Raw genomic sequence first — 24,341 nt, 5'->3', positions numbered from 1 at the left:
CCAACACATTGCCAACATTTCGGCCAGGCCAGATGTCAAACCCTGGCGGCCGCGATCATCCGGTCATAATCGGCGACCCGGCGGGTCTGAACCGGCCAGATGGAATGATCACCCCCAAGGGCCGTATTGGCATGGAGCGGCCAGTTGGGATCGGCGAGAGCGCCGCGGGCCAGGGCAATGAAATCGGCCTCGCCGTTTTCAAGAATGGTTTCGGCAGCGGCAAAGTCGCCGAGCACGCCAACCGCCATGGTGGGGATGTTCGCGCCGGACTTCACCGCGTGGGCGAAATGCACCTGATAGGAGGGGGCGGACTGGATGCGCCCCTGGGCGAGCCCGCCACTGGAACAATCGATGGCATCGACGCCACGCGCCTTGAGTTCGAGGGCCAGCGCCACGCTGTCCTCGACGCTCCAGCCACCCTCGGCATTATCGCTGACAGAAAGACGGACCAGCAGCGGCTTGTGCTCGGGCCAGACGGCGCGCACGGCTTCGGTCACTTCCAGAACCAGCCGCATGCGATTTTCGCGGGAGCCGCCATAGGCGTCGGTGCGGTGATTGGCGAGCGGGGAGAGGAATTGGTTGAGCAGATAGCCATGGGCGGCGTGGATTTCGACCGTGTCGAAACCGGCCTGATCGGCGCGCCGCGCGGCGGCGACGAAGCCGTCGATGACGCGGGCAATGCCTTCCGCGTCCAGTTTGGCGGGAACCTGGTAATCGGCATTGGCGGGATCATGCGATTCTGCGCTCGGAGCAACGGGGAGCCAATGCTCGTAGCCGGCAGCGTGGCGCTGTTCATCGGTGGCGAGGTCGGCGGCGCCGCGCCATGAAACCGGCGTCGAGGCCTTGCGCCCTGCATGGGCGAGCTGAATACCGGCTGCCGCGCCCTGAGAATGGAGGAAATCGACGATGCGGCCGAGAGGGGCGATATGCTCGTCCTTCCACAGACCAAGATCGCCATAGGAAATGCGGGCTTCGGGCAGGATGCCTGTTGCTTCGAGGATCACGAGGCCAAAGCCGCCAATGCCGAAGCGGCCAAGATGGACCATGTGCCAGTCATTGGCGAAGCCATCCACGGCTGAATATTGGCACATGGGGGCGACGACAGTGCGATTGCGCAGAGTAAGGCCGCGCAGGGCAATGGGCGACATCAGCTTGGACATGATGGTTCCTTGGCGGAAAAAGGCAGGACGGTTCTGGAGTGCTAAATGCCTCTTTTGTGCTTCATCGGCAAGTGCCGATGAATGGCAGGCCGCGTTGCGGGTTTCGCATGGCAGCGATCAGCGGGTGCCGAGGAAGGCTTGCAGATTGGTCCATGCGAGCTGGGCCAGGCCGGGATTGAACCACAGCACGGCGGCGCCAAGGACGATGGCGGCAAGCAGGGCAAGGCCGAAGAGTTTGCGCAATACCGAAAAGACGAGCCAGACGACAATGACCGCGCCGACGGCAAGACCAATCAGCGTTTGGGGGTCGTTGGGCATGGTCGGGTCTCTTTTTGCTGGATTGTTTGGCCCCATATTCGGGGCAGGATTGGGGCGGGGGCACTATGTTTACGCCGGAAATCGCCGGACTTGAACGGAGGCCGCAGCAATACCAGATGAACTGACAATGCAAGGAGAAGAGATGACACTCGATCGCGCCTATGCCCAATACGACATCGAGAAGAAATCATTGCTGGTAGCCTATGTGCTCTGGGCCTTTCTCGGCTATGTCGGCGCGCACCGCTTCTATCTGGGCAGGCCGCTGAGCGGGCTGGTCATGCTGGCGCTCTCCACCATCATTCTGGTCCTGTCACTGGTCAGCTTCGGCTTCCTGAGCTTTCTCTGGGTCATCGTCGGGTTGTGGTGGCTGGTGGACGCGCTGCTGATCCCCGGCATCGTGGCGGGACGCAATGCACGCATTGCCGACCGGGTGTTGGGGTATCGGGGCTGAGCAGGGGGCTGTCCGGCGTTTTTGGCGACCCGGTTCGTGGCGGCGTGGACCACCGGGACAAGCCCGGTGGTGACGCAGGATGGGATTGCGTGTGTGGAGGATGGAAACGCTGCCGTCGAAGTTCCTTTTCTCCTCACCCCATCCCTCTCCCCGGAGGGGCGAGGGAGCGATGGAGCCGGGCGTTTTGTCGGAGTTGTTTCGGTCGCGCAAAACGCCTGTTTCGGCGTCAGGCGCGTTCTTCCCAGATTTTGGCCAGCTCGATCACAGTTCTTACCGCCTTTTCCATGTCCTGACGGCTGATCCATTCGAGGGGGGAGTGGAAGGCGTGGCCGCCGGCGAAGATGTTGGGGCAGGGCAGGCCCATGAAGGAAAGGCGCGAGCCATCGGTTCCGCCGCGGATCGAGCCGCGAATGGGATCCACGCCAGCGCGGCGAATGGCTTCGACGGCGTTGTCGACGATTTCGGGGTGCTGATCGAGCACCACTTTCATATTGCGATATTGCTGCTTGCGCGTGGCGGTGAAGGATGATCCGGGGAAGCCGGTCAGCACATCGCGCGCAATGTCTTCGACCATGAGATGCTTTTCAGCGAGCCCGGCCTCGGTGAAATCGCGGACGATGAGGCTGAGTTGCGCCTGATCCATGGAACCGGAAATATCGACGGGATGGACGAAGCCGTCGCGGCCCTCGGTGCCTTCGGGGGCGACGTTGCGGGGCAGGCGGGCGACAATAGCGGAGGCGATCTTGATGGCGTTTTCCATCCGATCCTTGGCAAAGCCGGGATGGATGGCGACGCCGGTAATGTCCAGCACCAGCATGTCAGCGGAAAAGGTTTCATCTTCGATGGTGCCGGCGGTTTCCCCATCCAGCGTATAGGCGAAGCGGGCGCCGAGCTTTTCGAGATCGACCTTGTCCACGCCGCGACCGATTTCCTCATCGGTGGTAAAGAGCAGGCGGATGGCGCCATGGCGGATCGAGGTGTCGTTGAGCAGGATTTCGGCGGCGGTGACAATTTCGGCGATGCCGGCCTTGTCGTCCGCGCCCAGAAGGGTCGTGCCATCGGTGGTGATCAGGTCATTGCCGATCTGGTTGTTCAGTTCGGGATGCTCGGCGACGCGGATCACGCGGCCGGAATTGCCCAGCGCGATGTCGCCTCCGGCATAATTCCGATGCAGTTTCGGGCGTATGTCGGTGCCGGTGAAATCGGGCGCGGTATCCATATGGGCGCAAAAGCAGATGACCGGCACGTCCGGCTTGTCGGTGTTGGCCGGAATGGTGGCATAGACATAGCCATGTTCGTCGAGATGGGCGTCGGCAAGGCCGATGGCCTGCAATTCCGCTTCCAGCAGGCGGCCGAGATCTTTCTGCTTCTCGGTCGAGGGCTGGGTCAGCGAATTGGGGTCCGACTGGGTGTCGATCGCGACATAGCGGAGAAAACGGTCGAGGACGGTATCGGTCATGGCAATAAGTCCGGGTTTGATATTTGACGCTGGCTTAGGACGTTTCATGGTGCTGTGGAAGCGCCAAGTCATCTAGCCGCCCGCCGTAGTCCGAAGACTGACAAATAGAAAAAGCCTGGTGACCCAAGCTCCCGTGCCTCTGCCAGATTTTGGCAAAGTCCGCCGCACGGCGATTGACCCGATCTTGGACCACCGGGCTGAGAATTTAGGAGGCTGGCGTCGGGTGGATTTGTGCCGGTTTTACGCCGACCAGAGGCCTTTCGCGTGAGCAGGGTGCTGCCGATCCGGGGATGGGCAAGTCCACATCTGGCAAGTGGCCAGCAAGCTATTGGCCAACTGATTTACAGTCGGCGCGGCAGGCGAATCTGGCCCGCGAGAACGAGCGCCTTTGCCTTGATAGAAGCGCACTTCTGGGCGGGCGGGATATCGTAAAAAGGCTGCGCAGTTCTTCGTGAGCCAGCGGCAGAAATGATCCACAGGCACGCAATTGAACGCTGCCATCGTCCAGTACATCAGCGAGTTCTACAACACGCTGGGACGTCATTCATGCCTGGACGGCAACAATCCGCGCGAACCAAAATTCAGGTGTCACAACGAGATAGCGGCCTGGTTGACAATGCCCGAACCGTTGGAACGAGGCGGCTATAGCACCAGATCCGGGACGTTCGGGCTGTAGATGGCCCTGGCCCTGGCCACTGACAGGGTGGTGGTTGGCGTGCGGCCCGGGAAGTATCGGTTGTCCCGATATACTTGACGGCAACAAGTGACGATGACATTTTACATCGCAACTACGAAATATATTCCACAATAATGGAATGCGGAGGAACTTTAATGAACAAGATGGCATTGCTTGCGGCCACCAGTATCGCGGCACTTCTGTCGGTGAACGCTGCTGCTTTCGCCCAGACCCAGGGCGGCACGATTGACGTCGCCACTGTCGGCGAGCCGCCGACCCTGGATCCGATGGCGTCCACGGCTGACCTGGTCGGCATCATCAGCCAGCATATGTTCGAAACGCTCTACACCTTCGATGCCAAGTGGGGCGCGACGCCGCTGCTGGCTGCCGAACTGCCTACCATTTCGGAAGACGGCCTGACCTATACGATCCCCTTGCGCACCGGCATCAAGTTCCATGATGGCAGCGTCATGACCGCAGCCGATGTGGTGGCGTCCCTGCAGCGCTGGACGCGTATCGCGACCCGCGGCAAGCAGGCCGCCGAAGTGATCACCAGCATCGCAGCGACCGACGATGCCACCGTAACCATCACGCTCAGTGCGCCCTATGCGCCTCTGGTCGCGCTGTTGTCGTTCAACAATGCTGCCGCCATCGTGATCCCGGCTGCCAATGCCGAACAGGACCCGCTGGAAACCTTTGTCGGCACCGGCCCCTACAAGCTGCAGGAGCGTGTGCCTGACCAATATATTCAGCTGGTGCGCTTCGATGGCTACCAGTCGCTGGGCGGCGAGCCCAACGGTTATGGCGGCGCCCGCAACCAGTATCTGGACGAGATCCGTTTCGTTCCCGTGCCGGACCCCAGCACCCGTATCGGCGTGGCCATGGCCGGCCAGTACGACTATGTCGACCAATTGCCGGTCGAGTCGTTCCAGCAAATCGCCGATGGCGCGACCGACCCGGTCTTGCTGGCTCCGTTCGGCTGGCCGATGTTCGTAATGAACACCAAGGAGGGGCTCAATTCGGACATCCGCAACCGCAAGGCCATCCAGGCAGCGCTCGCGCCCGAGGACATGATGCTGGCCGCCTTTGGCTCGGATGACTTCTTCTCGGTGGACGGCGCCTGGTATCCCGACAGCTTCGTGTGGCACACCGATGCCGGCACCGAGGCGTACAAGCCCATGGGCGATACCGAAGCCGCCAAGGCCTTGCTGGCCGAAGCCGGCTATGACGGCTCGCCCGTGCGCATCCTGACCAGCCGCCAGTATGAATTCCACTACAAGATGGCGCTGGTGGCCCAGGCTTATCTCGAACTCGCCGGCTTCAAGGTGCAGCTCGACGTCGTGGAATGGGCGACCCTCACCACCAACCGCGCGGATTCCGCGCTCTGGGATATCTATATCACCCACAGCCCGTTCCTGCCGGAGCCATCGCTGAACGCGGTGATGTCGGATGCGTCGCCCGGCTGGTGGGTAAGCGAGGCCAAGCACGCCGCCGTCAATGCCTTCAATGCCGAAAGCGACCCGGCCAAGCGCATCGCCCTGTTCGCGGAAGTCCAGAAGGTCATCTACGACGAAGCTCCCTCCTACAAGGTGGGCAATTTCAATGCTCTGGCTGCCCAGTCTTCAGAACTGGACGGCGTGACCCCGGCACCGTGGCCGTATTTCTGGAACGCCTACGTCACCGCGCCGTAAGCTGACCGAGCGCCGCCGCAACCTTCGGGCTGCGGCGGCATCAGCACGCGCGGCTCCGGCCCGGCCGGAGCCAGAGCGGGTCCAGAGGAGCATTTTATGGTTCGTTCCGCACTCAACCGCATCCTTGGGATGCTGGTGGTGATGGCGTTGGTCGTGGCCATCGTCTTTGTGATCGTGCGCGTCACCCCGGGCGACCCGGCAGCGGTGATGCTCGGTCCCGACGCCACCGCCGCCGATATTGAAAGCCTGCGCGAGCGGCTGGGGCTCAATGCCTCGATCCCCGAGCAATTCGTCTCCTATGTGGGAGGCATCCTGAGGGGCGATTTCGGACAGTCGATCTTTCTCAATATGCCGGTGACCGAGGCGCTGATGCAGCGCGCGGAGCCGACGTTTTTCCTGACATTGTTCTCGCTGGCAATCGCCATGCTGATCGCCCTGCCAGTGGGGGTGCTGTCGGCCCATTGGCGCGGCTCGTTCTTCGATCAGGCGGCGACGACCATGGCGATGTTTGCCGCCTCCATCCCCAGTTTCTGGCTTGGCCTGGTGCTGATGCAGGTCTTTGCCGTGCAACTGGGCTGGTTCGATGCTTCCGGCTATGGCGGGCCCGGCGCCAGCTTTGCCGAGCGCATGCACCATCTGGTGCTGCCGGCGGTGACGCTGGGCCTGATCAGCTCGGCGCTGATCACCCGCTTTACCCGCGCCTCGATGCTCGATGTTCTCAATGACGACTATGTGCGCACCGCACGTTCCAAGGGCATGAGCGAATGGCGCGTGGTGGTCAAGCATGCGCTCAAGAACGCGCTCATTCCCATTCTGACCGTGGTTGGATTGACCGCGGCTTTGCTGATCTCGGGCGCCATTGTCACCGAGACGGTGTTTGGCTTGCCCGGTGTCGGCAGCCTGATCGTCTCGGCCGTGTTGCGGCGCGACTATCCCGTTATCCAGGGAGCGCTGCTGGTGGTGGCCGGCCTCTATGTGCTGGTGAATTTCATCATCGACATGCTCTATCTCATCGTTGATCCGCGGGTGCGTTACTGATGGCCGCTATTGCTCAAAGCGGGTTCCGCGAACCCAATCTGCTGATGAAGATGGCCCGCCGGCCGACGGCCATGGCGGGGCTGGTGGTGCTGGTCACCCTGATCGCGCTGTCGCTGCTGGCGCCGCTGATCTCGCCCTATGACCCAGCGCAACTGGCCGTACGCAATCGCATGCAGCCGCCGAGCTGGCTGCACCTGTTCGGCACTGACGATCTGGGGCGCGATATTTTCACCCGGGTGCTCTATTCGGGCCGCACGTCGATCGCCGTCGGCTTTGCCGTGGTGATCTTCGCCTCGATCATCGGCGTGTTCATGGGGCTGATGGCGGGCTTTTTCCGCAAGCTCGACGCCCCGGTATCGCGGTTGATCGATGCCATGATGGCGTTCCCCGACATCCTTCTGGCCATTGCGCTGGTGGCGGCGCTGGGCGCTTCGGCCATCAATGTGGTGATCGCGCTCGGCGTGGTCTATGCGCCGCGCCTGGCCCGCGTGGTGCGCGCCTCGACGCTGGTGATCCGCGAACTGCCCTATGTGGAGGCGGCGCGGGCGCTGGGCGTGCCGACGCAGGTGACGCTGGTGCGCCACGTGCTGCGCAATATCACTTCGCCGCTGCTGGTGCAGGCGACCTTCATCTTCGCCAATGCGATCCTGGCCGAAGCCGGCCTGTCATTCCTGGGCGTCGGTATTTCGCCCGACATTCCCACCTGGGGCACGATGATCTCGGCGGGCCGCCAATACATGGAACAGGCTCCCTGGATCATGTGGTTCCCCGGCGGCGCCATCATCATGGCCGTTCTATCCCTGCAATTGGTGGGCGACGGGCTGCGCGACTTCCTCGACCCGCGCCTCGCCAAGGACGTGTGATGCTCGATAATCGCTTAACGACCGGGCGGAACTGCCCCTATTGCGGAGGCTCGGCATGAGCGCGCCCCTGGCACAGGACACGATCCTATCTGTCCGCGACCTCAAGACCTGGTTCAAGGGCCGGCACCTGACGGCCAAGGCCGTCGATGGCGTGACCTTCGACCTCAAGCGCGGCAAGACGCTGGCCGTGGTGGGCGAATCCGGGTCCGGCAAATCGGTGACCAGCCTTTCAGTCATGGGCCTTCTGGCCAAGCCGGGGCGCATCGAGAGCGGCGAAGTGCTGTTCCGTGATCGCGCCGGCGCCGTGCATGACCTAGCGCGCTTCAGCCCGCGGCAGATGCGCGCCATGCGCGGCAGCGAAATCGCCATGATCTTCCAGGAGCCGATGACCTCGCTCAACCCGCTCTATACGGTGGGCGACCAGATCGGCGAGATGATTGCCCTACACACCACGCTCAACCGGGCAGAAGCCCGGGCGCGGGCGCTGGAAATGCTGCGGCACGTGGAAATTCCCGATGCGGCGCGGCGGCTGGACGACTATCCGCACCAGATGTCGGGCGGCATGCGCCAGCGGGTGATGATCGCCATGGCGCTGAGCTGCAATCCATCGCTGCTGATTGCCGACGAGCCGACCACGGCGCTGGACGTGACCATCCAGGCGCAGATCCTCGACCTGCTGCAGCGCCTGCAGGCCCAGTTCGACATGTCGATCATGTTCATTACCCATAATCTGGGTGTGGTGGCGGAGATCGCCCATGACGTGGTGGTGATGTATGGCGGGCGCGTGGTGGAGCAGGCGCCGGTCAACGATCTTTTCGCCCATCAGCGCCATCCCTATTCCAAGGGTCTGCTGGCCTGTACGCCCGACGCCAGCCGCGATCTGGGTGTCGATGGGGCGCGACGGGCGCTTTATTCCATCCCCGGGTCGGTGCCGCCCATTACCAATCTGCCGCCAGGCTGCGCGTTCGAGCCGCGTTGCTCTATGGCCATCGAAGCCTGCCGCAGCGCCCTGCCACCGCTGATTGAAGCGGTACCCGGAACCTTTTCGCGCTGTATCCGGAGCCATGAGCTATGAGCGAGCCAATCGACGACAAGCCGCTGCTCAGCCTGCGGGGCCTGGTCAAGCGTTTCCCGGGCCGCAATGGCCGCGTGGTCCATGCCGTGGAGGATGTCAGCTTCGATATCCGCCGCGGCAGCACGGTGGGGCTGGTGGGCGAAAGCGGTTCGGGCAAGACCACTGTCGGACGCTCCATCCTGCGCCTGGTGGAGCCGACCGAAGGCCAGGCCATCTTCGATGGTACCGACATTTTTGCGCTCAATGGCCGCGATATGCGCGCCTGGCGCAAGCGGTTGCAGATCGTGTTCCAGGATCCCTATTCGAGCCTCAATCCGCGCATGCGGATCGACGCCATCCTGGGCGAGGCGCTGGATGCCTGCGGCTATCCACGCGGCGCGGCGCGCAAGGCGCGGGTGGACGAATTGATGACGCTGGTGGGCCTGCCCACCGAATATGCGCGTCGCTTTCCGCATGAATTCTCCGGTGGCCAGCGCCAGCGCATCGGCATTGCCCGTGCTATCGCAGTGGAACCAGACTTCATCGTGGCCGACGAGCCGGTTTCGGCGCTCGACGTGTCGGTGCAGGCTCAGGTGCTCAACCTGCTCGGCGAATTGCAGAGCAAACTGGGCCTGACCATGCTGTTCATCGCCCATGACCTGAGCGTGGTGGAATATCTCTGCGACGAGGTGGTGGTGATGTATCTGGGCCGGGTGATGGAGCGGGGGCCGTCGCGCCAGGTCTATGCCCAACCACGGCACCCTTATACGCGGGCCCTGCTGGCGACCGCGCCGATACCGGACCCGACCCGCAAACGAACCCATGTGCCGCTGGCCGGCGACATTCCTTCGCCCATCAACCCGCCTTCGGGCTGTGTCTTTCGCACCCGCTGTCCAATGGCCATCGAGGCCTGCGCCAGCGTAGTTCCACCTGTCGAGCATGTCGGTGGCAATCATCACGTCGCCTGTATTCGACACGGCGAACTCGCCTGATCCGGAGTTGTATCCCATGAGTGATTCCGAGCTTGCCGCGCGCCCCGATGCCAGCCCCTATGAGCGCCTTGCGGCGCTGGGGATCGTCCTGCCGGCAGCGCCAGCGCCGATCGCCAATTTCGTCACCCATGTGACCGAGGACAAGCTGCTGTTTCTGTCGGGCCAGGGGCCAAGCGAGGTCAATGGGCGCCTGCACAAGGGCAAGGTGGGCGGAGACGTTTCGCTTGAGGACGCCTATGCCCATGCGCGGCTGACCGGCATCAATCTGATCGCGGTTCTGGAAGCCGCGCTCGGCGACCTTCGCCGGGTGCGCCGCATCGTCAAGCTGCTCGGCATGGTCAACGCGGTGCCGGATTTCAACGACCATCCGGCGGTGATCGACGGCTGCTCGGACTTGATGTTGGCCGTGTTCGGCGACAAGGGCGTCCACGCGCGTTCGGCAGTTGGCTTCGGATCGCTTCCAAACCAGATTACTGTCGAAATCGAAGCCATCGTGGCATTTGATTAGGGGGGAACAGCAAATGACCAAGGCGTCCGACGACGACATTCGGGCCGAACTGGGATTGCGGCCGGTGATCAACGTTTCGGGCACCATGACCTCGCTCGGCGCATCGATCGTGGTGCCCGAGGCCGTGACCGCGGTAACCCGGGTGATGACGGAATTCGTCGAAATGGGTGACCTGCTCCGGCAGGCCAGCCACACCATTGCCGAGTTGACCGGCGCCGAGGCCGGCTTTGTCACCGCGTCATGCTCGGCGGGTATCAGCCTGGCGGTGGCCGCAGCGATGACCGGCAATAATCTATGGGCCATCGAGCAATTGCCCGATACCGGCACCTTGCGCAACGAAGTGCTGATCCAGGCCGGCCATATCGTGAGCTACGGCGCGCCGGTCGATCAGGCGATCCGTCTTGCCGGTGCCAAGGTCGTGCCGGTCGGTCAGGCGACCAGTGCGCATGGCTATCAGCTTGATGGCGCCATCAGCGAGCGGACGGCGGCAGCTGTCTACGTCGTTTCGCACCACGTGGTCGACTACGGACAGATTCCCCTCAAGACCTTCGCCGATATCTGCCATGCTCGCGGCGTTCCGGTCATCGTCGATGCGGCATCGGAATATGACCTGCGGCGCTTCCTGGCCGACGGCGCCGATGTGGTGCTCTATTCGGGCCATAAGTTCCTCGGCGGCCCGACCTCTGGCATCTGCGCTGGTCGCAAGGACTTTATCCGCAACATATACCTGCAAAATCGCGGCATCGGGCGCGGCATGAAAGTGGGCAAGGAGGGTGTTGCGGGCGTCATTGCCGCCTTGCAGGCATGGAAGAACCGCGACCATGCCGGCATCCGCGCCCGCGAACGACGGGCACTCGATCTTTGGCTAAAGACACTGACGGGCAGGGACGGCATCACCGCGCACATCGTGCCCGATCCGACGGGCAATCCGCTTGACCGGCTGAAAGTCGTGGTGGACCCGGAAGCGGCTCGCGTTACCGCCTGGGATCTGGCCAGCATGCTGGCCAGCGGCCCGCACCCGGTGATTGTGCGTGACCATGAGGCCGAGCAGGGTTATTTACTCTTGGATCCGTGCAATCTGCACCCGGATGAAGAGAGCATCGTCGCCGCGCGGCTGCTGGAGGAACTTGATCGTGCCCGCCGCTCGAACGAGACCATAAGCACCCCGCATGCCCAGCATCTGCTGGCGCAGGAGAAGAACATCCTCAAGTGGCCGGACTAGCCAGCGGCCGTGTCGAACGGAAACGCCCATGACTGACACGAAATCGAGCGGGGCACGGCGTTCACGCACCAGCGGCATCGACCGCGCATTGCAGATTTTCGACCATCTGCAGGAGGCCGAACAGGAGGCCACGGCCTACGAGATTGCGCGCGCCGTCGGCGCGCCGATTTCGACGGTCTATACAATCATCGACGATCTGGTGGAAAAGAACCTGCTTGACCGCAACCGGGACGGAACGATCAGCCTCGGTCGCCGCCTCTACCATTATGGGCTGTCCTATGCGCGGAATCTGGACCTGCTGGGAGCGGCGACCCGGGAGATGCACGAGCTGGCCCGCGCTTCGGGAGAAACGGTGCAGGTCTGCGCCCGCGACCAGGACGTGATGATCGTACTGGCCATGGAAGAAGGCAGCGGCGCCTTTTCGGTTACCTCCCGCGTGGGTTCACGCACACCGCTCAATTGGTCGGCCTCTGGCAGGCTGCTGGTCGGCTATATGGAAGAGGACGAGCTGGTAGAATTGTTCCGGCGTATCGCTCGCCCGTCACCGACGGGCCGCGCCGAAACCGACCCCCATGTGCTCGCCACCAGTGCTCGGCAGGCGCTTCAACAGCGGCTATCCATCCAGGCGGGGGAATCCGACTTCGCCGTGGCCTGCATTGCGGCGCCAGTCTGCGACAAATCCGGCATATGTCAGGCGACCATGTCGATCGTGGTTCCGGAAAACAAGGTGCATCAGCAGGAGCCGAATCTGGTGTCGCTGGTACGCGAAAGCGCCCGCCGGATGGAAAGTCGGCTAGGCTGGTAGGGCGCATGCGCAGCTGAACACAATTGGCCTTGACGCGCCGACGGCCGTCGCCGCGATCTGCGTCCGAGGCCAGGATAGGCGCATTAAATTGGCGGCGATGAGGGCCATAGATCCGGGAGCGATCGTCGGATCCTTGAGCAGGCCCAACTGGCACATTGTGTGCGTGGTCACGAAAACCTGCCGCTTGTCGAACTTGCTTGTCCTATGGCTTTTTTCTGCCGAACAGGCGGGAAAGAATTCGCGGTGAGAAGGTCGCTCCGTATCGCGGGAGACGCTGCGGCCGTCAGCAGCGGTAGACGCCGTTTCCCTGGCGCAGGTGCCGCGGAGGGGCAATAATCGCACTTTGCAGATCTGGGTGAAGTTTTTCAGCGATATTCGCCAAAGACTTTGGATCATGGCGGACTCGTTCATCCAAGTCATTTCGTGGAGCGAGGCAGAAAGGGGCTTGCCTAGAACCGTACCGTACGGTACGCCTGCTCAGGAAAATGTGGCGCGGCTTTTGCGCGCCGGTTTGGAGGAGTTCCCGTGGCGCTGGCCATCAAGGTCATTGAGGAGACGTTCACCCCCCGCCAGCAGGCCGTGCTGACGGCGGCGCTGGACCTGCTCGTCGAAAATGGCGACGGGCTGACCATGACGGCGGTGGCGCGGCGGGCGTCTTGCTCCAAGGAGACCCTCTATAAATGGTTCGGCGACCGCGAGGGGCTGTTGACGGCCACGGTGCAATGGCAGGCGGCCAAGGTGCGCATGCCCTTCGTGGATCGGACCCATCTCAGCGCCAAGACGCTGCGCTCCAGCCTGGAACAATTCGCGCGCGACCTGCTGACCACGATCATCGGGGAAGTGTCGATCACGCTGAACCGCACCGCGGTCACGCATGCGGCGCAGGAAAAGGACAGCCTGGGCAATATCGTGCTCGAAAACGGCCCGATGGCGATCCGCCGCCGGCTGAAACCGATTCTTGAGGCGGCGCGCGATGCGCGCCTGTTGCGCTTTACCTCCAGCGAGGAAGCCTATCGCAGTTTTTTTGGCCTGGTCGTGCGCGACGTGCAAATCCGTCTGCTGCTCGGCGACAAGGGCCTCACCCAATCCAATGTCGAATCCAACGTCGAAGCCGATGTGAAGATCGCAACGGACCAGTTCCTGGCCCTTTACGGCGCCAAGACAAACACATAACAAGCCGCTTTTCCGAGGGAGTGCCCCAATGCGCGTCTATTATGATCGTGATGCCGATCTCAACATCATCAAATCGCGGAAAGTGGCCATTATCGGCTACGGTTCGCAGGGCCATGCCCATGTGCTGAACCTGCGCGACAGCGGCGTGACCAATGTGGCGGTCGGCCTGCGTCCCGGTTCGGCTTCGGCCAAGAAGGCCGAGAGCGAAGGCCTCAAGGTGATGAGCGTCGCCGAAGCCTCCGCCTGGGCCGATGTCATCATGCTGCTGACGCCCGACGAATTGCAGGCCGATATCTACAAGGAACATATCGAGCCCAATATCCGCGACGGCGCCGCGCTGGCTTTCGCCCATGGCCTCAACGTGCATTTCAACCTGATCGAGCCCAAGTCCAGCGTCGACGTGATCATGATCGCGCCCAAGGGCCCGGGTCACACCGTGCGTGGCGAATATCAGAAGGGTGGCGGCGTGCCGTGCCTGATCGCCGTGCATCAGGACGCTTCGGGCAATGCCCATGACATCGCGCTGGCCTATGCCTCGGGTGTCGGCGGCGGTCGTTCGGGCGTCATCGAGACCAATTTCCGCGAGGAATGCGAGACCGACCTGTTCGGCGAGCAGGCTGTGCTGTGCGGCGGTCTGGTGGAACTGATCCGCGCCGGTTTCGAAACGCTGGTGGAAGCCGGCTATGCGCCGGAAATGGCTTATTTCGAATGCCTGCATGAAGTGAAGCTGATCGTTGACCTGATCTATCAGGGCGGCATCGCCAACATGAACTACTCGATCTCCAACACGGCCGAGTGGGGCGAATATGTCACCGGTCCGCGCATCATCACCTCGGAAACCAAGGCCGAGATGAAGCGCGTGCTGCACGATATCCAGTCGGGCCGCTTCACCTCCGAGTGGATGCAGGAAATCAAGGCCGGCGGCGCCCGCTTCAAGGCTACCCGCCGCCTTGCCGACGAGCATCCGATCGAGGAAGTCGGCAGCAAGCTGCGCGACATGATGCCCTGGATCAAGGCCGGCGCCCTGGTGGACAAGGCGAAGAACTAAGAGACGAGGGAACGGGGGCTGCGGCCCCCGTTTTCTTTTGGAGCGAATGTGCGCCACAGCGTGCTCCTGGTTGCGATGGCGGGACGGCTTCAACTCGCGCCGCAAAAGCTCTAGAGCTTTATGCATCAGGGGACGGGCATCGGCTCGTGGCAGGAGCAAGACATGAGTGACAATGACGAAATCGCCCGCGTAATCCGGCAGGAAAACAAGCTTGTCCTGTCCGTGTTCGACGAGGCGGTGGCGTTCGAAATCGGCTCGTCCATTCGCGCCCGAGCGCTGGCCGAGGGGCTGTCGCTGGTGGTGGATCTGCGGACCTGGGACCGGCAATTGTTCTTTTCGGCGACGCCGGGGACCAGCGCCGACAATGCCGAATGGGTGCGGCGCAAGATCAATTCGGTGCGCAGGTTCCAGCGCGCCAGCTATCGGCTGGTGCTGGAGCGGGGCGAGGGGCCGTTCAGCGTGCAATCAGGCGCCGATCCGGCCGATTACGTGATCGCGGGCGGCGGCTTTCCCATTCGTGTGCAGGGTGCGGGTATTGTCGGGGCGCTGACGATTTCGGGGCTGCCGGGGCGCAAGGACCATGGCGTGGCGGTGGACGCGCTCTGTGACCATCTCGGCATGGCGCGCGCCGATTATGCGCTGCCGGAGGCATAGAATTGAAGCTGCCCTATCTGATCCTCGACGTGTTCACGCAGAATCCGCTGCAAGGCAATGCCCTTGCGGTTGTGCCGAAGGCGGACGGCTTGCTCGATGGCGAGATGCAGGCCATTGCCCGCGAGTTCAATCTCAGCGAGACGGTGTTTCTGTGCAAGCCGCAGCGCGAGCGCAATTCGGCTTCGGTGCGGATTTTCACGCCCTATGAAGAATTGCCCTTTGCCGGGCATCCTACAGTGGGCGCAGCGGTGGTGCTGGGCTTGCAGAACAAGGTGTCGGCGCTGCGCATCGAGGAAAAGGTGGGGCTGGTGACGGCCCTGTTCGAGCGCACCGATCGGCGGCGCGGCGAGGCGCGGTTCGCGCTGCCGAAATTGCCGGTGCGGATCGCCGATCTTGCCGACAGGCTGGCATTGGCGCAGGCGCTGGGCATCGAGGTCGAGGATATCGGCTGCGACATGTTCAAGCCGGCCGTGTTCTCGGCAGGGGTGACGTTTCATCTGGTGCCAGTGCGCAATGCCGATGTGCTGCGGCGCGTCTCGGCCAACCGGACGGCATGGAACGAGGTGTTCCACCACGATCATCATTCGGCCTATGTCTTCACGCTGACGCCGGACGAGCCAGACAATGACATTGCCGCGCGTATGTTCGGCATGGGGCTGGGCGAAGATCCCGGCACCGGCTCGGCCGCTGCGGCGCTGATCGGGCTGCTGGCCGAGCAGGAAGCGGGCAGCGGCCAGTTCGACCGGGTGTTGCGGCAGGGTGTCGAGATGGGGCGACCATGCCGGATCGCGCTGCAATTCCGCAAGCAGGACGATGCGCTGACCCATGGCGCCATAGGCGGCCATGCGGTGGTGGTGGCGGAAGGCGTGCTGGACCTGGACGAATAGCGGGGCGGTGACGGTTCGCCGACGCCGCCAATGGCAGGCCCAGCGCGCGGGCAATGGTGCACGAACCGGCATGGCGCTGGGCGGGGCGAAATAAAATCCCGAAAATTCCGAGCATTGGCCTTGCAAGGCGGGATGGTTTGGCGCATGTTTCTTGCAGAAGACTAGCGTACCAGAGCGTACCCCTATGCAACGCCGCCAGGCCAAAGCCATTGCCATCGCACAACAGCAGGTCGTCCAGACCAGGCTGGCGATCGCTGCCGGCCTTTTGCTGCTGCCCGCGCTGCTCCTCCTTCTTATCAGCCCCTGATCACCGGCAGTTCGGATAACCGAACGGGTCGTCAGGGGAATGCGCCATCAACCGAACAGTAAAAATGTCCGGTCCAGCGAGCCATTGCCTCGGGGCCGATGAGAAAAGAGCCTGAAATGACTGCTTCCGCCACCAATTCCAACAAAGAACGCGTTTTCATTTTCGACACCACGCTGCGCGACGGCGAACAATCGCCCGGCGCGACGATGACGCTGGAAGAAAAGCTCCAGGTGGCCGACGCGCTGGACGAGATGGGCGTCGATATTATCGAGGCCGGTTTCCCCATTGCCTCGGTAGGCGATTTTGAGGCCGTGGTCGCGGTGGCCAAGCATGTGAAGCGCGCGCGGGTCGCCGGGCTGGCGCGGGCAATCAGCGCCGATATCGACCGGGCGGGGGAGGCGGTGCGCCATGCCCAGCAGGGACGCATCCACACTTTCGTTTCCACCTCGCCCATTCATCTGGCACACCAGATGAAGAAGACCGAAGACGAAGTGATCGAGATCATCGCCCGCACAGTGGCCCAGGCGCGCAACCTGATCGACGATGTGGAATGGTCGGCCATGGACGCGACCCGCACGCCGATGGAATTCCTCAAGCGCTGCGTGGAAACGGCGATCAAGGCCGGTGCGACGACGATCAACCTGCCCGATACGGTCGGCTATGCGGTGCCCGAAGAGCATTTCCGCATGTTCAAGGAGATCATCGAAAGCGTGCCGGGCGCCGACAAGGCGATCTTCTCGGTGCATTGCCATGACGATCTGGGCATGGCCGTCGCCAATTCGCTGGCCGGTGTGGCGGGCGGTGCGCGCCAGATCGAATGCACGATCAATGGCCTGGGCGAACGCGCCGGCAATGCGGCGCTGGAAGAAGTGGTGATGGCGCTGCGCACAAGGGGCGACGCCATGCCTTATTATACCGAGATCGAGAGCACGCATCTGTCGCGCGCCAGCAAGATCGTTTCGGCGGCCTCCAATTTCCCGGTCCAGTACAACAAGGCCATCGTGGGCAAGAATGCCTTCGCCCATGAAAGCGGCATCCACCAGGACGGTATGCTCAAGAATGCCGAGACCTATGAAATCATGACCCCGGCCAGCGTCGGCATCAAGGAAACCACGCTGGTCATGGGCAAGCATTCGGGCCGCGCCGCCTTCAAGGACAAGCTCAAGGAACTGGGCTACGAATTGGGCGACAATGCTTTCCAGGAAGCTTTCCAGCGGTTCAAGGATCTGGCCGACCGCAAGAAGCACGTCTATGACGCCGACATCATTGCCTTGGTCGATGACGAAGTCGGCTCGGTGGGCGACCGGATCAGGCTGGTGGACATGGAAGTGGTCAGCAAGACCGGCGGCATCCACAAGTGCAATCTGGTGGTGACCATCGATGGCGAAGAAACCGCCGTGTCCTATGAGGGAACGGGGTCGGTGGATTCCATCTTCAACGCCATCAAGCAGGCATCGGGACAGAATCCGCATCTGGTGCTCTATGCCGTGGACGGGGTGACCGGGGGCACCGACGCGCAGGCTTCGGCCCATGTGAGGCTGGAGATGAATGGCCGGATCGCCTCGGGCAATGCTGCCGAGCCGGATACACTGGTCGCCTCGGCGCGCGCCTATCTCAACGCGCTCAACCGGGTGATGATCGAACGCGGCGCCTCAGCACAGGGCGCGCTGGCTGGCTAAAGCGCAAGCGGGATTGCCCGGACGAGCCGGGCAATGACGACGGATGGAAGGAAGCCCGGCAAGCGGGCTTCCGTGCATCGCAGAAACGCTTGCGCGGCGGTTTGGAAGCTGCTCTAGCCATTGCGCACCGAATTCTGGGGGCCCGATGCTGAGCAAGGCGGAGTTTCGCGGCGGAATACTGGCCATTTCGGCAATCCTGATTGTAGTTCTCGCCGTGGTTTCGGCAACGCCCGGCCTGCCGGGCGAATTGCTGTTGCAAAGCCTGCGCTTTCACCTCGTGGTGGCGGGACTGGTGCTGGCCGTTCTGGCGATGCTAAGCGGCGCGCGCTGGCGCGGCCTGCTTGTGCTGCTGGCGGTGCTGGTGGGCGCCGGGCATGGCGCGGCCTCGGTCTGGAGCTATTACGAAAGGCGGGCGCCGGCCACGGAAGAGGCGATGGCGACGTTCCGCTTTCTCAGCTTCAATGTCCTGACCGGCAATGCCCGCGCGGAAGAGCTGGTCGAGGCTATCATCGCCGATCCGCCGGATGTCATGCTGGTGATGGAAACGCCCGGCATCGAGCACTATCTCGACCGGCTTGCCAGCGTCTTGCCCTACCGCATCGGCTGCTCACAAAGCGCGAGCTGCGATATTTCGCTGCATTCGCGCTTCCCGATCTCGGAGGGGCGGATCGACAAGGTGCCCCCGTTCCGGCTGGAGCGATTGGTGTCGGGGCGCATCACCATCGACGGACACGACATCACCATTGCCGGCCTGCACCTGTCCAAGCCCTATTTCGATCAGGCTTCATGGGTGGAACTGCGCGAGATCAATACTATTTTAGGCAGGATCGAAGGGCCGCTGGTGCTCGGCGGAGATTTCAATGCCGCGCCATGGACCGAGCCGGTGGCGCTGCTGGCCAAGCGGCAGCAATTGATTCCGGGGCCATCCATGCCGGCTACATGGCCGGTGCGACTGGGACCGTTCGGCGTACCCATCGATAATGTGTTCACGCGCGGCAATGCGCGGCTGCTGACGCTGGAGGCCGGAGACAATCTGGGCTCGAACCATCGCCCGTTGCGGGCCGAGGTGGCGATCTATCCAGCACCCTGAAGCGCTTCGGGCAGGGCCGCGGCCAGAATGTCCAGTTCGGTATCGGGTCCGACGCTGATGCGGATATGGTGGTCGAGGCCGGGCGTCATCGGCTTGCGGATGAAGACGCCGCGCTGGGCAAGTTCGCCGAGCACCCGATTGGCATAATCGCCATCGCGGCCGCAATCGACAGTGACGAAATTGGTGGCCGAAGGCAGCGCCTGCAAGCCGTTGTCGCGGGCAATATCGGCAATGCAATCGCGGGCGCGCGCAATGGCGGCGATGGCCTGGTGCAGATAGGTCTGGTCGGCGAGTGCGGCCAGAGCGGCGATCTGCGCCTGCCGATTGACGCCGAAATGATTGCGAACCCGTTCAAAGGCGCGGACCAGGCGAACATTGCCGAAAGCGTAGCCGCAGCGCAGGCCGGCCAGTCCGTAGGCCTTGGAAAAGGTGCGCAGGCGCAGCACATTGGGCAGGGACGTGTCGATAGGCGGAAGCGTGCCGGTGGGAGCGGTTTCACCATAGGCTTCGTCGAGCAGTAGCAGGCAGGTTTCGGGCAGGCTGGCGGCAAAGGCCGCGACCGATTCGGCGGGCCAGTGCGAGCCCATCGGATTGTCGGGATTGGCCAGATAGACCATGCGGGCCTGGGTTTTGCGCGCCCGCGCGGCGAGCGCTTCGAGGTCTTCGTGCCGCCCGATATAGGGCACCAATTGCAGATCGCCGCCGAAGCCGGCGACGTGATAATTGAAGGTGGGATAGCCACCGAGCGAGGTGACCACCACATCGCCCGGGGCGATGAAGAGGCGCACGACCAGGCTCATCAGGCCATCGATGCCTTCCCCGATCACCACCTCGTCCGGGGCAATGCCCAGATGCTGGGCCAGCGCGGTGCGCAGATCGTGATTCTCCGGATCGGGATAGCACCATAGATCCGGCGCAGCCTCGGCAAGGGCGGCGATCACCCTGGGACTGGGGCCGAAACCCGATTCGTTGGCGCCGAGCCGGGCGCGAATCGGCACGCCGGACCGGCGCTCCAGCGCCTCCGGCCCGACAAAGGGCACGGTTTCGGGCAGGTCGTCGACGATGGCGGTAAAGGGCGGAACGGGCACGGCACTAACCTTGCTGGCAAATCAACGGGCGGTCGAATCCGAGAGGTATCTTATTCGGCCCAGGCGCGGATGCCAGCGGGCGAAAAAGCGGCGGAATGGCAGATTTTCGCCCTGCTGGCCCGAGCGTGGGACGGGTCGGGTTTTCATCCCCGGATTTCTGCACAGGGCAGAAAAATCTTCGCGGCCGTCAAACGCCCGCCGCTCCGAGACTTTCCGGGAGAGGGGGTAAAAAACGGCGGTTTGGATAAAATGCGATGTATTCCGGCAAGGATACGCGAACCGGTCGGGTTCAGTTTGTGCCGGCGCCAAAGCTCCCGGCGTCTGTCAAAAATCGGTTAGTCTGAAGGAGAGTTCCTGTGCCTCCAACCTATGTGCTTGCGCGTGATCATCTCCAGCGCGCCGCCACCATCCTGCAGGGGGCGGACCAGCGTTCCCGGCAATTGCGCCATATCATCGAACGTACGATCGGATTGCTGGACGAAATTCGCCCCGAACCAATCGCTACGGCCGACAATGTGGTTGAAATCAACGATTTCAGGCATTTGCGCCCATAAGCCAATGCTGCCCGGCCCAATCGGCCGGGCGCATCGCAATTTCTGGCAACAAAGTGAAATCGGGTGCTGGACAGGTCGGAATCGCTTTGCTAGAGAAGCCGCACTTTGGTGACGGCGGTTCACGAACCGCCCTCGGGTGCATAGCTCAGATGGTAGAGCAGCTGACTCTTAATCAGCGGGTCCAAGGTTCGAGCCCTTGTGCACCCACCAAAGCCTTCCTTGTTTGACAAGGGTTTACGACAAGCGACCTTCGGGTCGCCTTTGTTGTTTATGGCGATGGGACGGGATTGGGACGGCTCTCGCTTGGCTGATACGTAAAATGCCATCGAAAAATCCCCCGGACAGCGACCGCATTCCAGGCTAGCTATGTCCTCGGATTGCCGGGCATTCGTGCGCCGGCCGTGCACCCTGAGCCGACACCATCGTCCGATGGACGGCTACAGGGCGTGAGCTGGGAACCGGCTCCACCCCAAGAAATTCATGACATCAAAGGACAAGACGACCGCCAATCCGGCGGCTGTGGAAGCATTCCGCGAGCGTCGTGCTCGCCACAATCTCATCCGAGCCGGCCTGCTACCGGGCCTCGAAGAGCTGTTCGAAGGCGCCCCCTTCTTCGGCGACAGCATCGAGCGAGATATCCAGGCATGGTGCGACGATGCCATGCAATCGCCCAAGCTGTCGGCGGTGCTGAGACGCGCCATCAAGTCCCTGCGCGACACCTGCAGCGCCGATGCCATCGAGCGCGTCCGGCTGCTGCTCGCAGACCAGCACGATGATGACCAATGGCGCATGCGTGTTTATCAAGCGTGCATGCGCGTCGACGGCACTGCCGATGCCCTGGCGGCGCACATCATCGACACGGGCCGCTATCGGCACGACTATGACGCCGCCTGGTGCGATGCGGTCGTCGGTGGGCTGCTGCGCGTCAATCGCAAGAGCATGCTCGCTTATGCCAATACCGGTTCGTCGCTGATGACCACGCGGTCGCGGCTGTTCATCGAGCTCGAGGTGGCCCAGACGGCCGTCGAGGCCGAAGAGAAGAAGGCCGCCGAGACTCCTGCTCGAGATCCCATGGTTCTCACTGAACTGCTCGCAGCTGTCCGCGGTGCCGATCCGGACGACGAGGATTTCATCCGCGCCGTTATGGAGGACCGTGCGGAATTCTGGTCGCCGCGGGTCCGAGAGATCGTCGTCGTCCCCTCGTTCCCCGAGGGCGGCACAGGGCATAAGAAGGACATCCAGAAGTCATGGGCGGGCATGGACGGTCAGGCGCTGCCAGTGGTGCTTCGAGGCGACGTGGCCGCTCATCGGAGAGCTTTGGTCGAGCGCTGGCCGCATGCCACCGACGTCATCGACGTGGTGCTTGGCGACCTCGCGCCGCGCGAGGAGGTCAAGTTTCGACCGACGCTGCTCGTCGGGCCCCCCGGGTCGGGCAAGAGCTCGCTGGCAAGGGCGATCTGCGATCAGATCGGGCTGCCGAACGACCTCTACAATCTCGCCGGCATGGCCGATAGCTCGCTCGTTGGCACCAGCGCTCAATGGAGCACGGCACGGGAATGCGTGCCCTTGCAGGTGATCAAGCGGTCGAAGTCCGCGTCGGTCGCCGTCGTCTGGGACGAAGTCGAAAAGGCCAGCATCGGCAGCCAGAATGGCAGTCCCCTGGATGCCATGCTGCCGCTGCTCGAGGCCGACCAAGCCAAGCGATTCCGCGACCTCGCGCTCGAAGCCGAAGTCGATCTGTCGTTCGTCAGCCATTTCGGCACGGCGAACACGATCGACGGCATCCCGGCGCCGCTGCGCGACCGCATGAGGATTCTGGTGATGCCGGAACCTACATGGGAGCACGTTGGGACGCTGACGCACCAGATTGTTGATCGCATCGCTCGGGAGCGAGGTATCGACCGGCGATGGTATCCGTCTTTCGACGGCGACGAGATGGAGCTGATCAGGGCAGCTTGGCCCGGCGGATCAATCCGGAAGCTCACACGCATCGTCACCGCCATGCTCGCCACCCGCGAGCAGCACATGGCGAGGTGCTGACATGGTCATCCGTGAATCCGACCGTCGCCTCGCTGTCGGCGCATACCGCGTCGCCGTTGGCATGATCGCGCAGCGCGACCCTACCGTCGCCGTCCTGGCATCGGCGGCGCTCGAGCATCCGACGCCGATCACTGTCCGCGCCCTGCTGACTGCAGGTGCCGGAAAAGCATGGCTGCCCATGCTGCTCGAAGCGCTAGCGCAGGTCGGCGTCGCCGGCGCTGAAGACGTATTGGGAGAACAGGAATGAACTACGGCGACATCATTGAGAGAAATAGCGCTCGCTGCCTCGACTGCGGCGACGAGATCGTGAGCGTGCATCGCCACGATTTCAAATACTGCAGCTGCGGCAGCATCGCCGTGGACGGCGGCGATGAGTACCTGCGCCGCGTCTACAAGAAAGACGCGCGCTGGGAGGACACAAGCATCACACGGCCGCGGGGAGATGGCGAATGAGCGATGATCTCGAGACTCAATATCAGCAAGCCATCCTCATCGATTTCTACGGCCCGGCCGAACGCCTTGAGCGCCTCGCCGGCTTGTACGGCTCCGATCTCGTCCCGCGCATCCGCGAAATGGAACTCGATCCCGGCATCACCGAAATCCTGAGGCCGGCACATCGGCGAGCGCGGGCGCTGCTTCATCTCGTCGAGGAGAGGCATGGCGATGCGGCAGCGGACGAAGCGCTGGCGGCTGCGATCGCTGCTGTTCGGAAATCGCTTGCAGAAATGGAGGCGTGGTCACGATGATGATCTGGATCGTCTCCGACCTCCACATGGACAGCACATATTGGGTGCCCGATCGCACCCCCGGGCACGACGTCATGATCGTCGCAGGCGACGTCGACAAATCCGCAGCCGACACCGAGCAGACGCTGCTGATGCTGGAACGATGGTCGCCGTCGCCGATCATTTTCGTACCTGGCAATCATGATGTCATGGGCGTCGCGCTGGACGCATGGGATCGCAACAACGAGGACTTGTTCGATCGCGGCATCCACGTGATTTCGAGCGGGCAGTCTGTCGTCCTCAACGACGTCCGTTTCGTCGGCGGCACTCTTTGGACCGACTTCGGGCTGGCAGACGATCGCTACGGCAGCGAGAGCTGGGCCGCCCGCCACATGCCGGAATATCAGCGCGTCGTGCGCTCGGACGGCAGCCCGATCTGGCCAGCGGACACCAGCGCAGCCCACGCCAACCACCGCGCTGCCATCGAGGCCGTGCTCGCTCAGCCGTTCGCCGGCCCCACGGTAGTGGTGACGCACCATGCGCCCAGCCGCCGTTCAATCGCCGGCGCGGTCGATCTCGCCGACGCCGCCTTTGCCTCGGATCTCGAGCAGATGATCATGCGACATCAGCCCGAGCTGTGGGTGCATGGGCATGTCCACCAGCATCACGACTATCGCATTGGAAACACAAGGATTCTGGCGAACCCCCGGGGCTATCAGGGGCCAGATCATGGTGAGGATAGCGGGTTCGTCGAGGATTTGGTCGTCGAAGTGGGGGAGGTAGCGCGTTGAAAATGATAGCTAATTCGGGGTGCTGGCGATTTGCAGATCATGATGATCTGCTGGCAGGTCGCGGGCAG

The 24,341-nt window shown here is 62.9% G+C and carries 26 protein-coding genes and 1 tRNA gene; 23 read left to right on the top strand and 4 right to left on the bottom strand.

Features of this window, described 5'->3' with window-relative positions; genetic code table 11:
* Positions 1-35: 35 nt before the first annotated feature.
* Both H0482_RS03940 and H0482_RS03935 read right to left on the bottom strand, forming a co-directional pair.
* Positions 36-1,160: an NADH:flavin oxidoreductase/NADH oxidase gene (locus H0482_RS03940; RefSeq protein WP_193728696.1), complete on the bottom strand. Its 1,125-nt coding sequence runs from the start codon at positions 1,158-1,160 to the stop codon at positions 36-38.
* A gap of 117 nt (positions 1,161-1,277) precedes the next feature.
* Positions 1,278-1,478, bottom strand: a complete 201-nt coding sequence (locus H0482_RS03935) for a hypothetical protein (protein WP_193728695.1) — start codon at positions 1,476-1,478, stop codon at positions 1,278-1,280.
* 142 nt (positions 1,479-1,620) lie between these two features.
* Between H0482_RS03935 and H0482_RS03930 the strand changes: the two genes are divergently transcribed.
* On the top strand, positions 1,621-1,929 hold the full coding sequence (locus H0482_RS03930; RefSeq protein WP_230989426.1) for a TM2 domain-containing protein: 309 nt from the start codon (positions 1,621-1,623) through the stop codon (positions 1,927-1,929).
* Positions 1,930-2,155: 226 nt separating this feature from the next.
* On the opposite strand, the gene pepT is transcribed toward H0482_RS03930, so the two are convergent.
* The gene (pepT, locus tag H0482_RS03925; protein ID WP_193728693.1) at positions 2,156-3,388 is read right to left on the bottom strand and encodes a peptidase T; all 1,233 of its coding nucleotides are present in this window, start codon (positions 3,386-3,388) and stop codon (positions 2,156-2,158) included.
* Positions 3,389-4,228: 840 nt separating this feature from the next.
* On the opposite strand from pepT, the gene H0482_RS03920 reads away from it, so the two are divergent.
* The 15 genes from H0482_RS03920 to H0482_RS03855 all read left to right on the top strand — a co-directional run bounded on the left by H0482_RS03920 (position 4,229) and on the right by H0482_RS03855 (position 19,075).
* A complete protein-coding gene (locus H0482_RS03920) occupies positions 4,229-5,755 on the top strand; it encodes an ABC transporter substrate-binding protein (RefSeq protein ID WP_407925691.1) in 1,527 nt (508 codons plus the stop codon).
* A gap of 96 nt (positions 5,756-5,851) precedes the next feature.
* Positions 5,852-6,793, top strand: a complete 942-nt coding sequence (locus H0482_RS03915; protein ID WP_193728691.1) for an ABC transporter permease — start codon at positions 5,852-5,854, stop codon at positions 6,791-6,793.
* Entirely contained in the window at positions 6,793-7,656 is an 864-nt protein-coding gene (locus tag H0482_RS03910) for an ABC transporter permease (RefSeq protein ID WP_193728690.1), read from the top strand. The genes H0482_RS03915 and H0482_RS03910 overlap by 1 nt, the downstream gene beginning before the upstream one ends.
* Before the next feature lie 67 nt (positions 7,657-7,723).
* Positions 7,724-8,731, top strand: coding sequence for an ABC transporter ATP-binding protein (locus H0482_RS03905; protein WP_210319091.1), 1,008 nt, complete (start codon positions 7,724-7,726; stop codon positions 8,729-8,731).
* Entirely contained in the window at positions 8,728-9,702 is a 975-nt protein-coding gene (locus H0482_RS03900; protein ID WP_193728688.1) for an ABC transporter ATP-binding protein, read from the top strand. The genes H0482_RS03905 and H0482_RS03900 overlap by 4 nt, the downstream gene beginning before the upstream one ends.
* A gap of 16 nt (positions 9,703-9,718) precedes the next feature.
* The gene (locus H0482_RS03895) at positions 9,719-10,210 is read left to right on the top strand and encodes a RidA family protein (protein WP_193728687.1); all 492 of its coding nucleotides are present in this window, start codon (positions 9,719-9,721) and stop codon (positions 10,208-10,210) included.
* Between the two features lie 13 nt (positions 10,211-10,223).
* On the top strand, positions 10,224-11,432 hold the full coding sequence (locus tag H0482_RS03890) for an aminotransferase class V-fold PLP-dependent enzyme (protein ID WP_193728686.1): 1,209 nt from the start codon (positions 10,224-10,226) through the stop codon (positions 11,430-11,432).
* A gap of 28 nt (positions 11,433-11,460) precedes the next feature.
* Positions 11,461-12,237: an IclR family transcriptional regulator gene (locus H0482_RS03885; RefSeq protein WP_193728685.1), complete on the top strand. Its 777-nt coding sequence runs from the start codon at positions 11,461-11,463 to the stop codon at positions 12,235-12,237.
* Positions 12,238-12,762: 525 nt separating this feature from the next.
* Complete coding sequence (locus tag H0482_RS03880; protein ID WP_330998184.1) at positions 12,763-13,410, top strand: TetR/AcrR family transcriptional regulator; 648 nt, start codon at positions 12,763-12,765, stop codon at positions 13,408-13,410.
* Between the two features lie 28 nt (positions 13,411-13,438).
* On the top strand, positions 13,439-14,458 hold the full coding sequence (ilvC, locus tag H0482_RS03875) for a ketol-acid reductoisomerase (protein WP_193728684.1): 1,020 nt from the start codon (positions 13,439-13,441) through the stop codon (positions 14,456-14,458).
* A 162-nt stretch (positions 14,459-14,620) separates the two neighbouring features.
* Positions 14,621-15,112: a heme-degrading domain-containing protein gene (locus H0482_RS03870; protein WP_193728683.1), complete on the top strand. Its 492-nt coding sequence runs from the start codon at positions 14,621-14,623 to the stop codon at positions 15,110-15,112.
* A 2-nt stretch (positions 15,113-15,114) separates the two neighbouring features.
* Entirely contained in the window at positions 15,115-15,999 is an 885-nt protein-coding gene (locus tag H0482_RS03865) for a PhzF family phenazine biosynthesis protein (RefSeq protein WP_193728682.1), read from the top strand.
* Positions 16,000-16,183: 184 nt separating this feature from the next.
* Positions 16,184-16,306 (top strand): hypothetical protein, encoded by a 123-nt coding sequence (locus tag H0482_RS16740; protein WP_269144654.1) that lies wholly within the window; start codon positions 16,184-16,186, stop codon positions 16,304-16,306.
* Between the two features lie 116 nt (positions 16,307-16,422).
* On the top strand, positions 16,423-17,985 hold the full coding sequence (locus tag H0482_RS03860) for a 2-isopropylmalate synthase (protein WP_193728681.1): 1,563 nt from the start codon (positions 16,423-16,425) through the stop codon (positions 17,983-17,985).
* 145 nt (positions 17,986-18,130) lie between these two features.
* Positions 18,131-19,075, top strand: a complete 945-nt coding sequence (locus tag H0482_RS03855) for an endonuclease/exonuclease/phosphatase family protein (protein WP_193728680.1) — start codon at positions 18,131-18,133, stop codon at positions 19,073-19,075.
* Here H0482_RS03855 and H0482_RS03850 read toward each other — a convergent pair.
* A complete protein-coding gene (locus tag H0482_RS03850) occupies positions 19,060-20,163 on the bottom strand; it encodes a pyridoxal phosphate-dependent aminotransferase (RefSeq protein ID WP_193728679.1) in 1,104 nt (367 codons plus the stop codon). The two genes, H0482_RS03855 and H0482_RS03850, sit on opposite strands and share 16 nt — an antisense overlap.
* Before the next feature lie 356 nt (positions 20,164-20,519).
* Between H0482_RS03850 and H0482_RS03845 the strand changes: the two genes are divergently transcribed.
* The 7 genes from H0482_RS03845 (at position 20,520) to H0482_RS03815 (ending at position 24,273) form a co-directional block, all read left to right on the top strand.
* Complete coding sequence (locus H0482_RS03845) at positions 20,520-20,717, top strand: hypothetical protein (protein WP_193728678.1); 198 nt, start codon at positions 20,520-20,522, stop codon at positions 20,715-20,717.
* 134 nt (positions 20,718-20,851) lie between these two features.
* Positions 20,852-20,927, top strand: a tRNA-Lys gene (locus H0482_RS03840).
* 270 nt (positions 20,928-21,197) lie between these two features.
* Positions 21,198-22,757, top strand: a complete 1,560-nt coding sequence (locus tag H0482_RS03835; protein WP_193728677.1) for an AAA family ATPase — start codon at positions 21,198-21,200, stop codon at positions 22,755-22,757.
* A gap of 1 nt (position 22,758) precedes the next feature.
* The gene (locus tag H0482_RS03830; protein WP_193728676.1) at positions 22,759-23,004 is read left to right on the top strand and encodes a hypothetical protein; all 246 of its coding nucleotides are present in this window, start codon (positions 22,759-22,761) and stop codon (positions 23,002-23,004) included.
* Positions 23,001-23,210 carry a DUF7695 domain-containing protein gene (locus H0482_RS03825; RefSeq protein WP_193728675.1) on the top strand — a complete coding sequence of 70 codons (210 nt, stop codon included), beginning with the start codon at positions 23,001-23,003 and terminating at the stop codon, positions 23,208-23,210. Before H0482_RS03830 ends, H0482_RS03825 begins: the two co-directional genes overlap by 4 nt.
* Entirely contained in the window at positions 23,207-23,503 is a 297-nt protein-coding gene (locus tag H0482_RS03820) for a hypothetical protein (RefSeq protein ID WP_193728674.1), read from the top strand. Before H0482_RS03825 ends, H0482_RS03820 begins: the two co-directional genes overlap by 4 nt.
* On the top strand, positions 23,500-24,273 hold the full coding sequence (locus H0482_RS03815) for a metallophosphoesterase (RefSeq protein WP_193728673.1): 774 nt from the start codon (positions 23,500-23,502) through the stop codon (positions 24,271-24,273). The genes H0482_RS03820 and H0482_RS03815 overlap by 4 nt, the downstream gene beginning before the upstream one ends.
* Positions 24,274-24,341 lie beyond the last annotated feature (68 nt).

Source organism: Devosia faecipullorum, assembly GCF_015158295.1.
GTDB classification, from domain to species: domain Bacteria; phylum Pseudomonadota; class Alphaproteobacteria; order Rhizobiales; family Devosiaceae; genus Devosia; species Devosia faecipullorum.
The sequence above is the reverse complement of the archived record's forward strand: the minus strand, read 5'-3'. Positions and strand labels throughout refer to the sequence as shown.

Excerpts from the sequence above, each read along its gene's own strand:
- H0482_RS03935 (WP_193728695.1), bottom strand. The coding sequence starts at position 1,478 with ATGCCCAACGACCCCCAAACGCTGATTGGTCTTGCCGTCGGCGCGGTC.
- H0482_RS16740 (WP_269144654.1), top strand. The coding sequence starts at position 16,184 with ATGCAACGCCGCCAGGCCAAAGCCATTGCCATCGCACAACAGCAGGTC.
- H0482_RS03870 (WP_193728683.1), top strand. The coding sequence starts at position 14,621 with ATGAGTGACAATGACGAAATCGCCCGCGTAATCCGGCAGGAAAACAAG.
- pepT (WP_193728693.1), bottom strand. The coding sequence starts at position 3,388 with ATGACCGATACCGTCCTCGACCGTTTTCTCCGCTATGTCGCGATCGAC.
- H0482_RS03930 (WP_230989426.1), top strand. The coding sequence starts at position 1,621 with ATGACACTCGATCGCGCCTATGCCCAATACGACATCGAGAAGAAATCA.
- H0482_RS03835 (WP_193728677.1), top strand. The coding sequence starts at position 21,198 with ATGACATCAAAGGACAAGACGACCGCCAATCCGGCGGCTGTGGAAGCA.
- H0482_RS03825 (WP_193728675.1), top strand. The coding sequence starts at position 23,001 with ATGAACTACGGCGACATCATTGAGAGAAATAGCGCTCGCTGCCTCGAC.
- H0482_RS03815 (WP_193728673.1), top strand. The coding sequence starts at position 23,500 with ATGATGATCTGGATCGTCTCCGACCTCCACATGGACAGCACATATTGG.
- H0482_RS03820 (WP_193728674.1), top strand. The coding sequence starts at position 23,207 with ATGAGCGATGATCTCGAGACTCAATATCAGCAAGCCATCCTCATCGAT.
- H0482_RS03830 (WP_193728676.1), top strand. The coding sequence starts at position 22,759 with ATGGTCATCCGTGAATCCGACCGTCGCCTCGCTGTCGGCGCATACCGC.
- H0482_RS03940 (WP_193728696.1), bottom strand. The coding sequence starts at position 1,160 with ATGTCCAAGCTGATGTCGCCCATTGCCCTGCGCGGCCTTACTCTGCGC.
- H0482_RS03900 (WP_193728688.1), top strand. The coding sequence starts at position 8,728 with ATGAGCGAGCCAATCGACGACAAGCCGCTGCTCAGCCTGCGGGGCCTG.
- H0482_RS03855 (WP_193728680.1), top strand. The coding sequence starts at position 18,131 with ATGCTGAGCAAGGCGGAGTTTCGCGGCGGAATACTGGCCATTTCGGCA.
- H0482_RS03895 (WP_193728687.1), top strand. The coding sequence starts at position 9,719 with ATGAGTGATTCCGAGCTTGCCGCGCGCCCCGATGCCAGCCCCTATGAG.
- H0482_RS03910 (WP_193728690.1), top strand. The coding sequence starts at position 6,793 with ATGGCCGCTATTGCTCAAAGCGGGTTCCGCGAACCCAATCTGCTGATG.
- H0482_RS03920 (WP_407925691.1), top strand. The coding sequence starts at position 4,229 with ATGGCATTGCTTGCGGCCACCAGTATCGCGGCACTTCTGTCGGTGAAC.
- H0482_RS03860 (WP_193728681.1), top strand. The coding sequence starts at position 16,423 with ATGACTGCTTCCGCCACCAATTCCAACAAAGAACGCGTTTTCATTTTC.
- H0482_RS03885 (WP_193728685.1), top strand. The coding sequence starts at position 11,461 with ATGACTGACACGAAATCGAGCGGGGCACGGCGTTCACGCACCAGCGGC.
- H0482_RS03915 (WP_193728691.1), top strand. The coding sequence starts at position 5,852 with ATGGTTCGTTCCGCACTCAACCGCATCCTTGGGATGCTGGTGGTGATG.
- ilvC (WP_193728684.1), top strand. The coding sequence starts at position 13,439 with ATGCGCGTCTATTATGATCGTGATGCCGATCTCAACATCATCAAATCG.
- H0482_RS03890 (WP_193728686.1), top strand. The coding sequence starts at position 10,224 with ATGACCAAGGCGTCCGACGACGACATTCGGGCCGAACTGGGATTGCGG.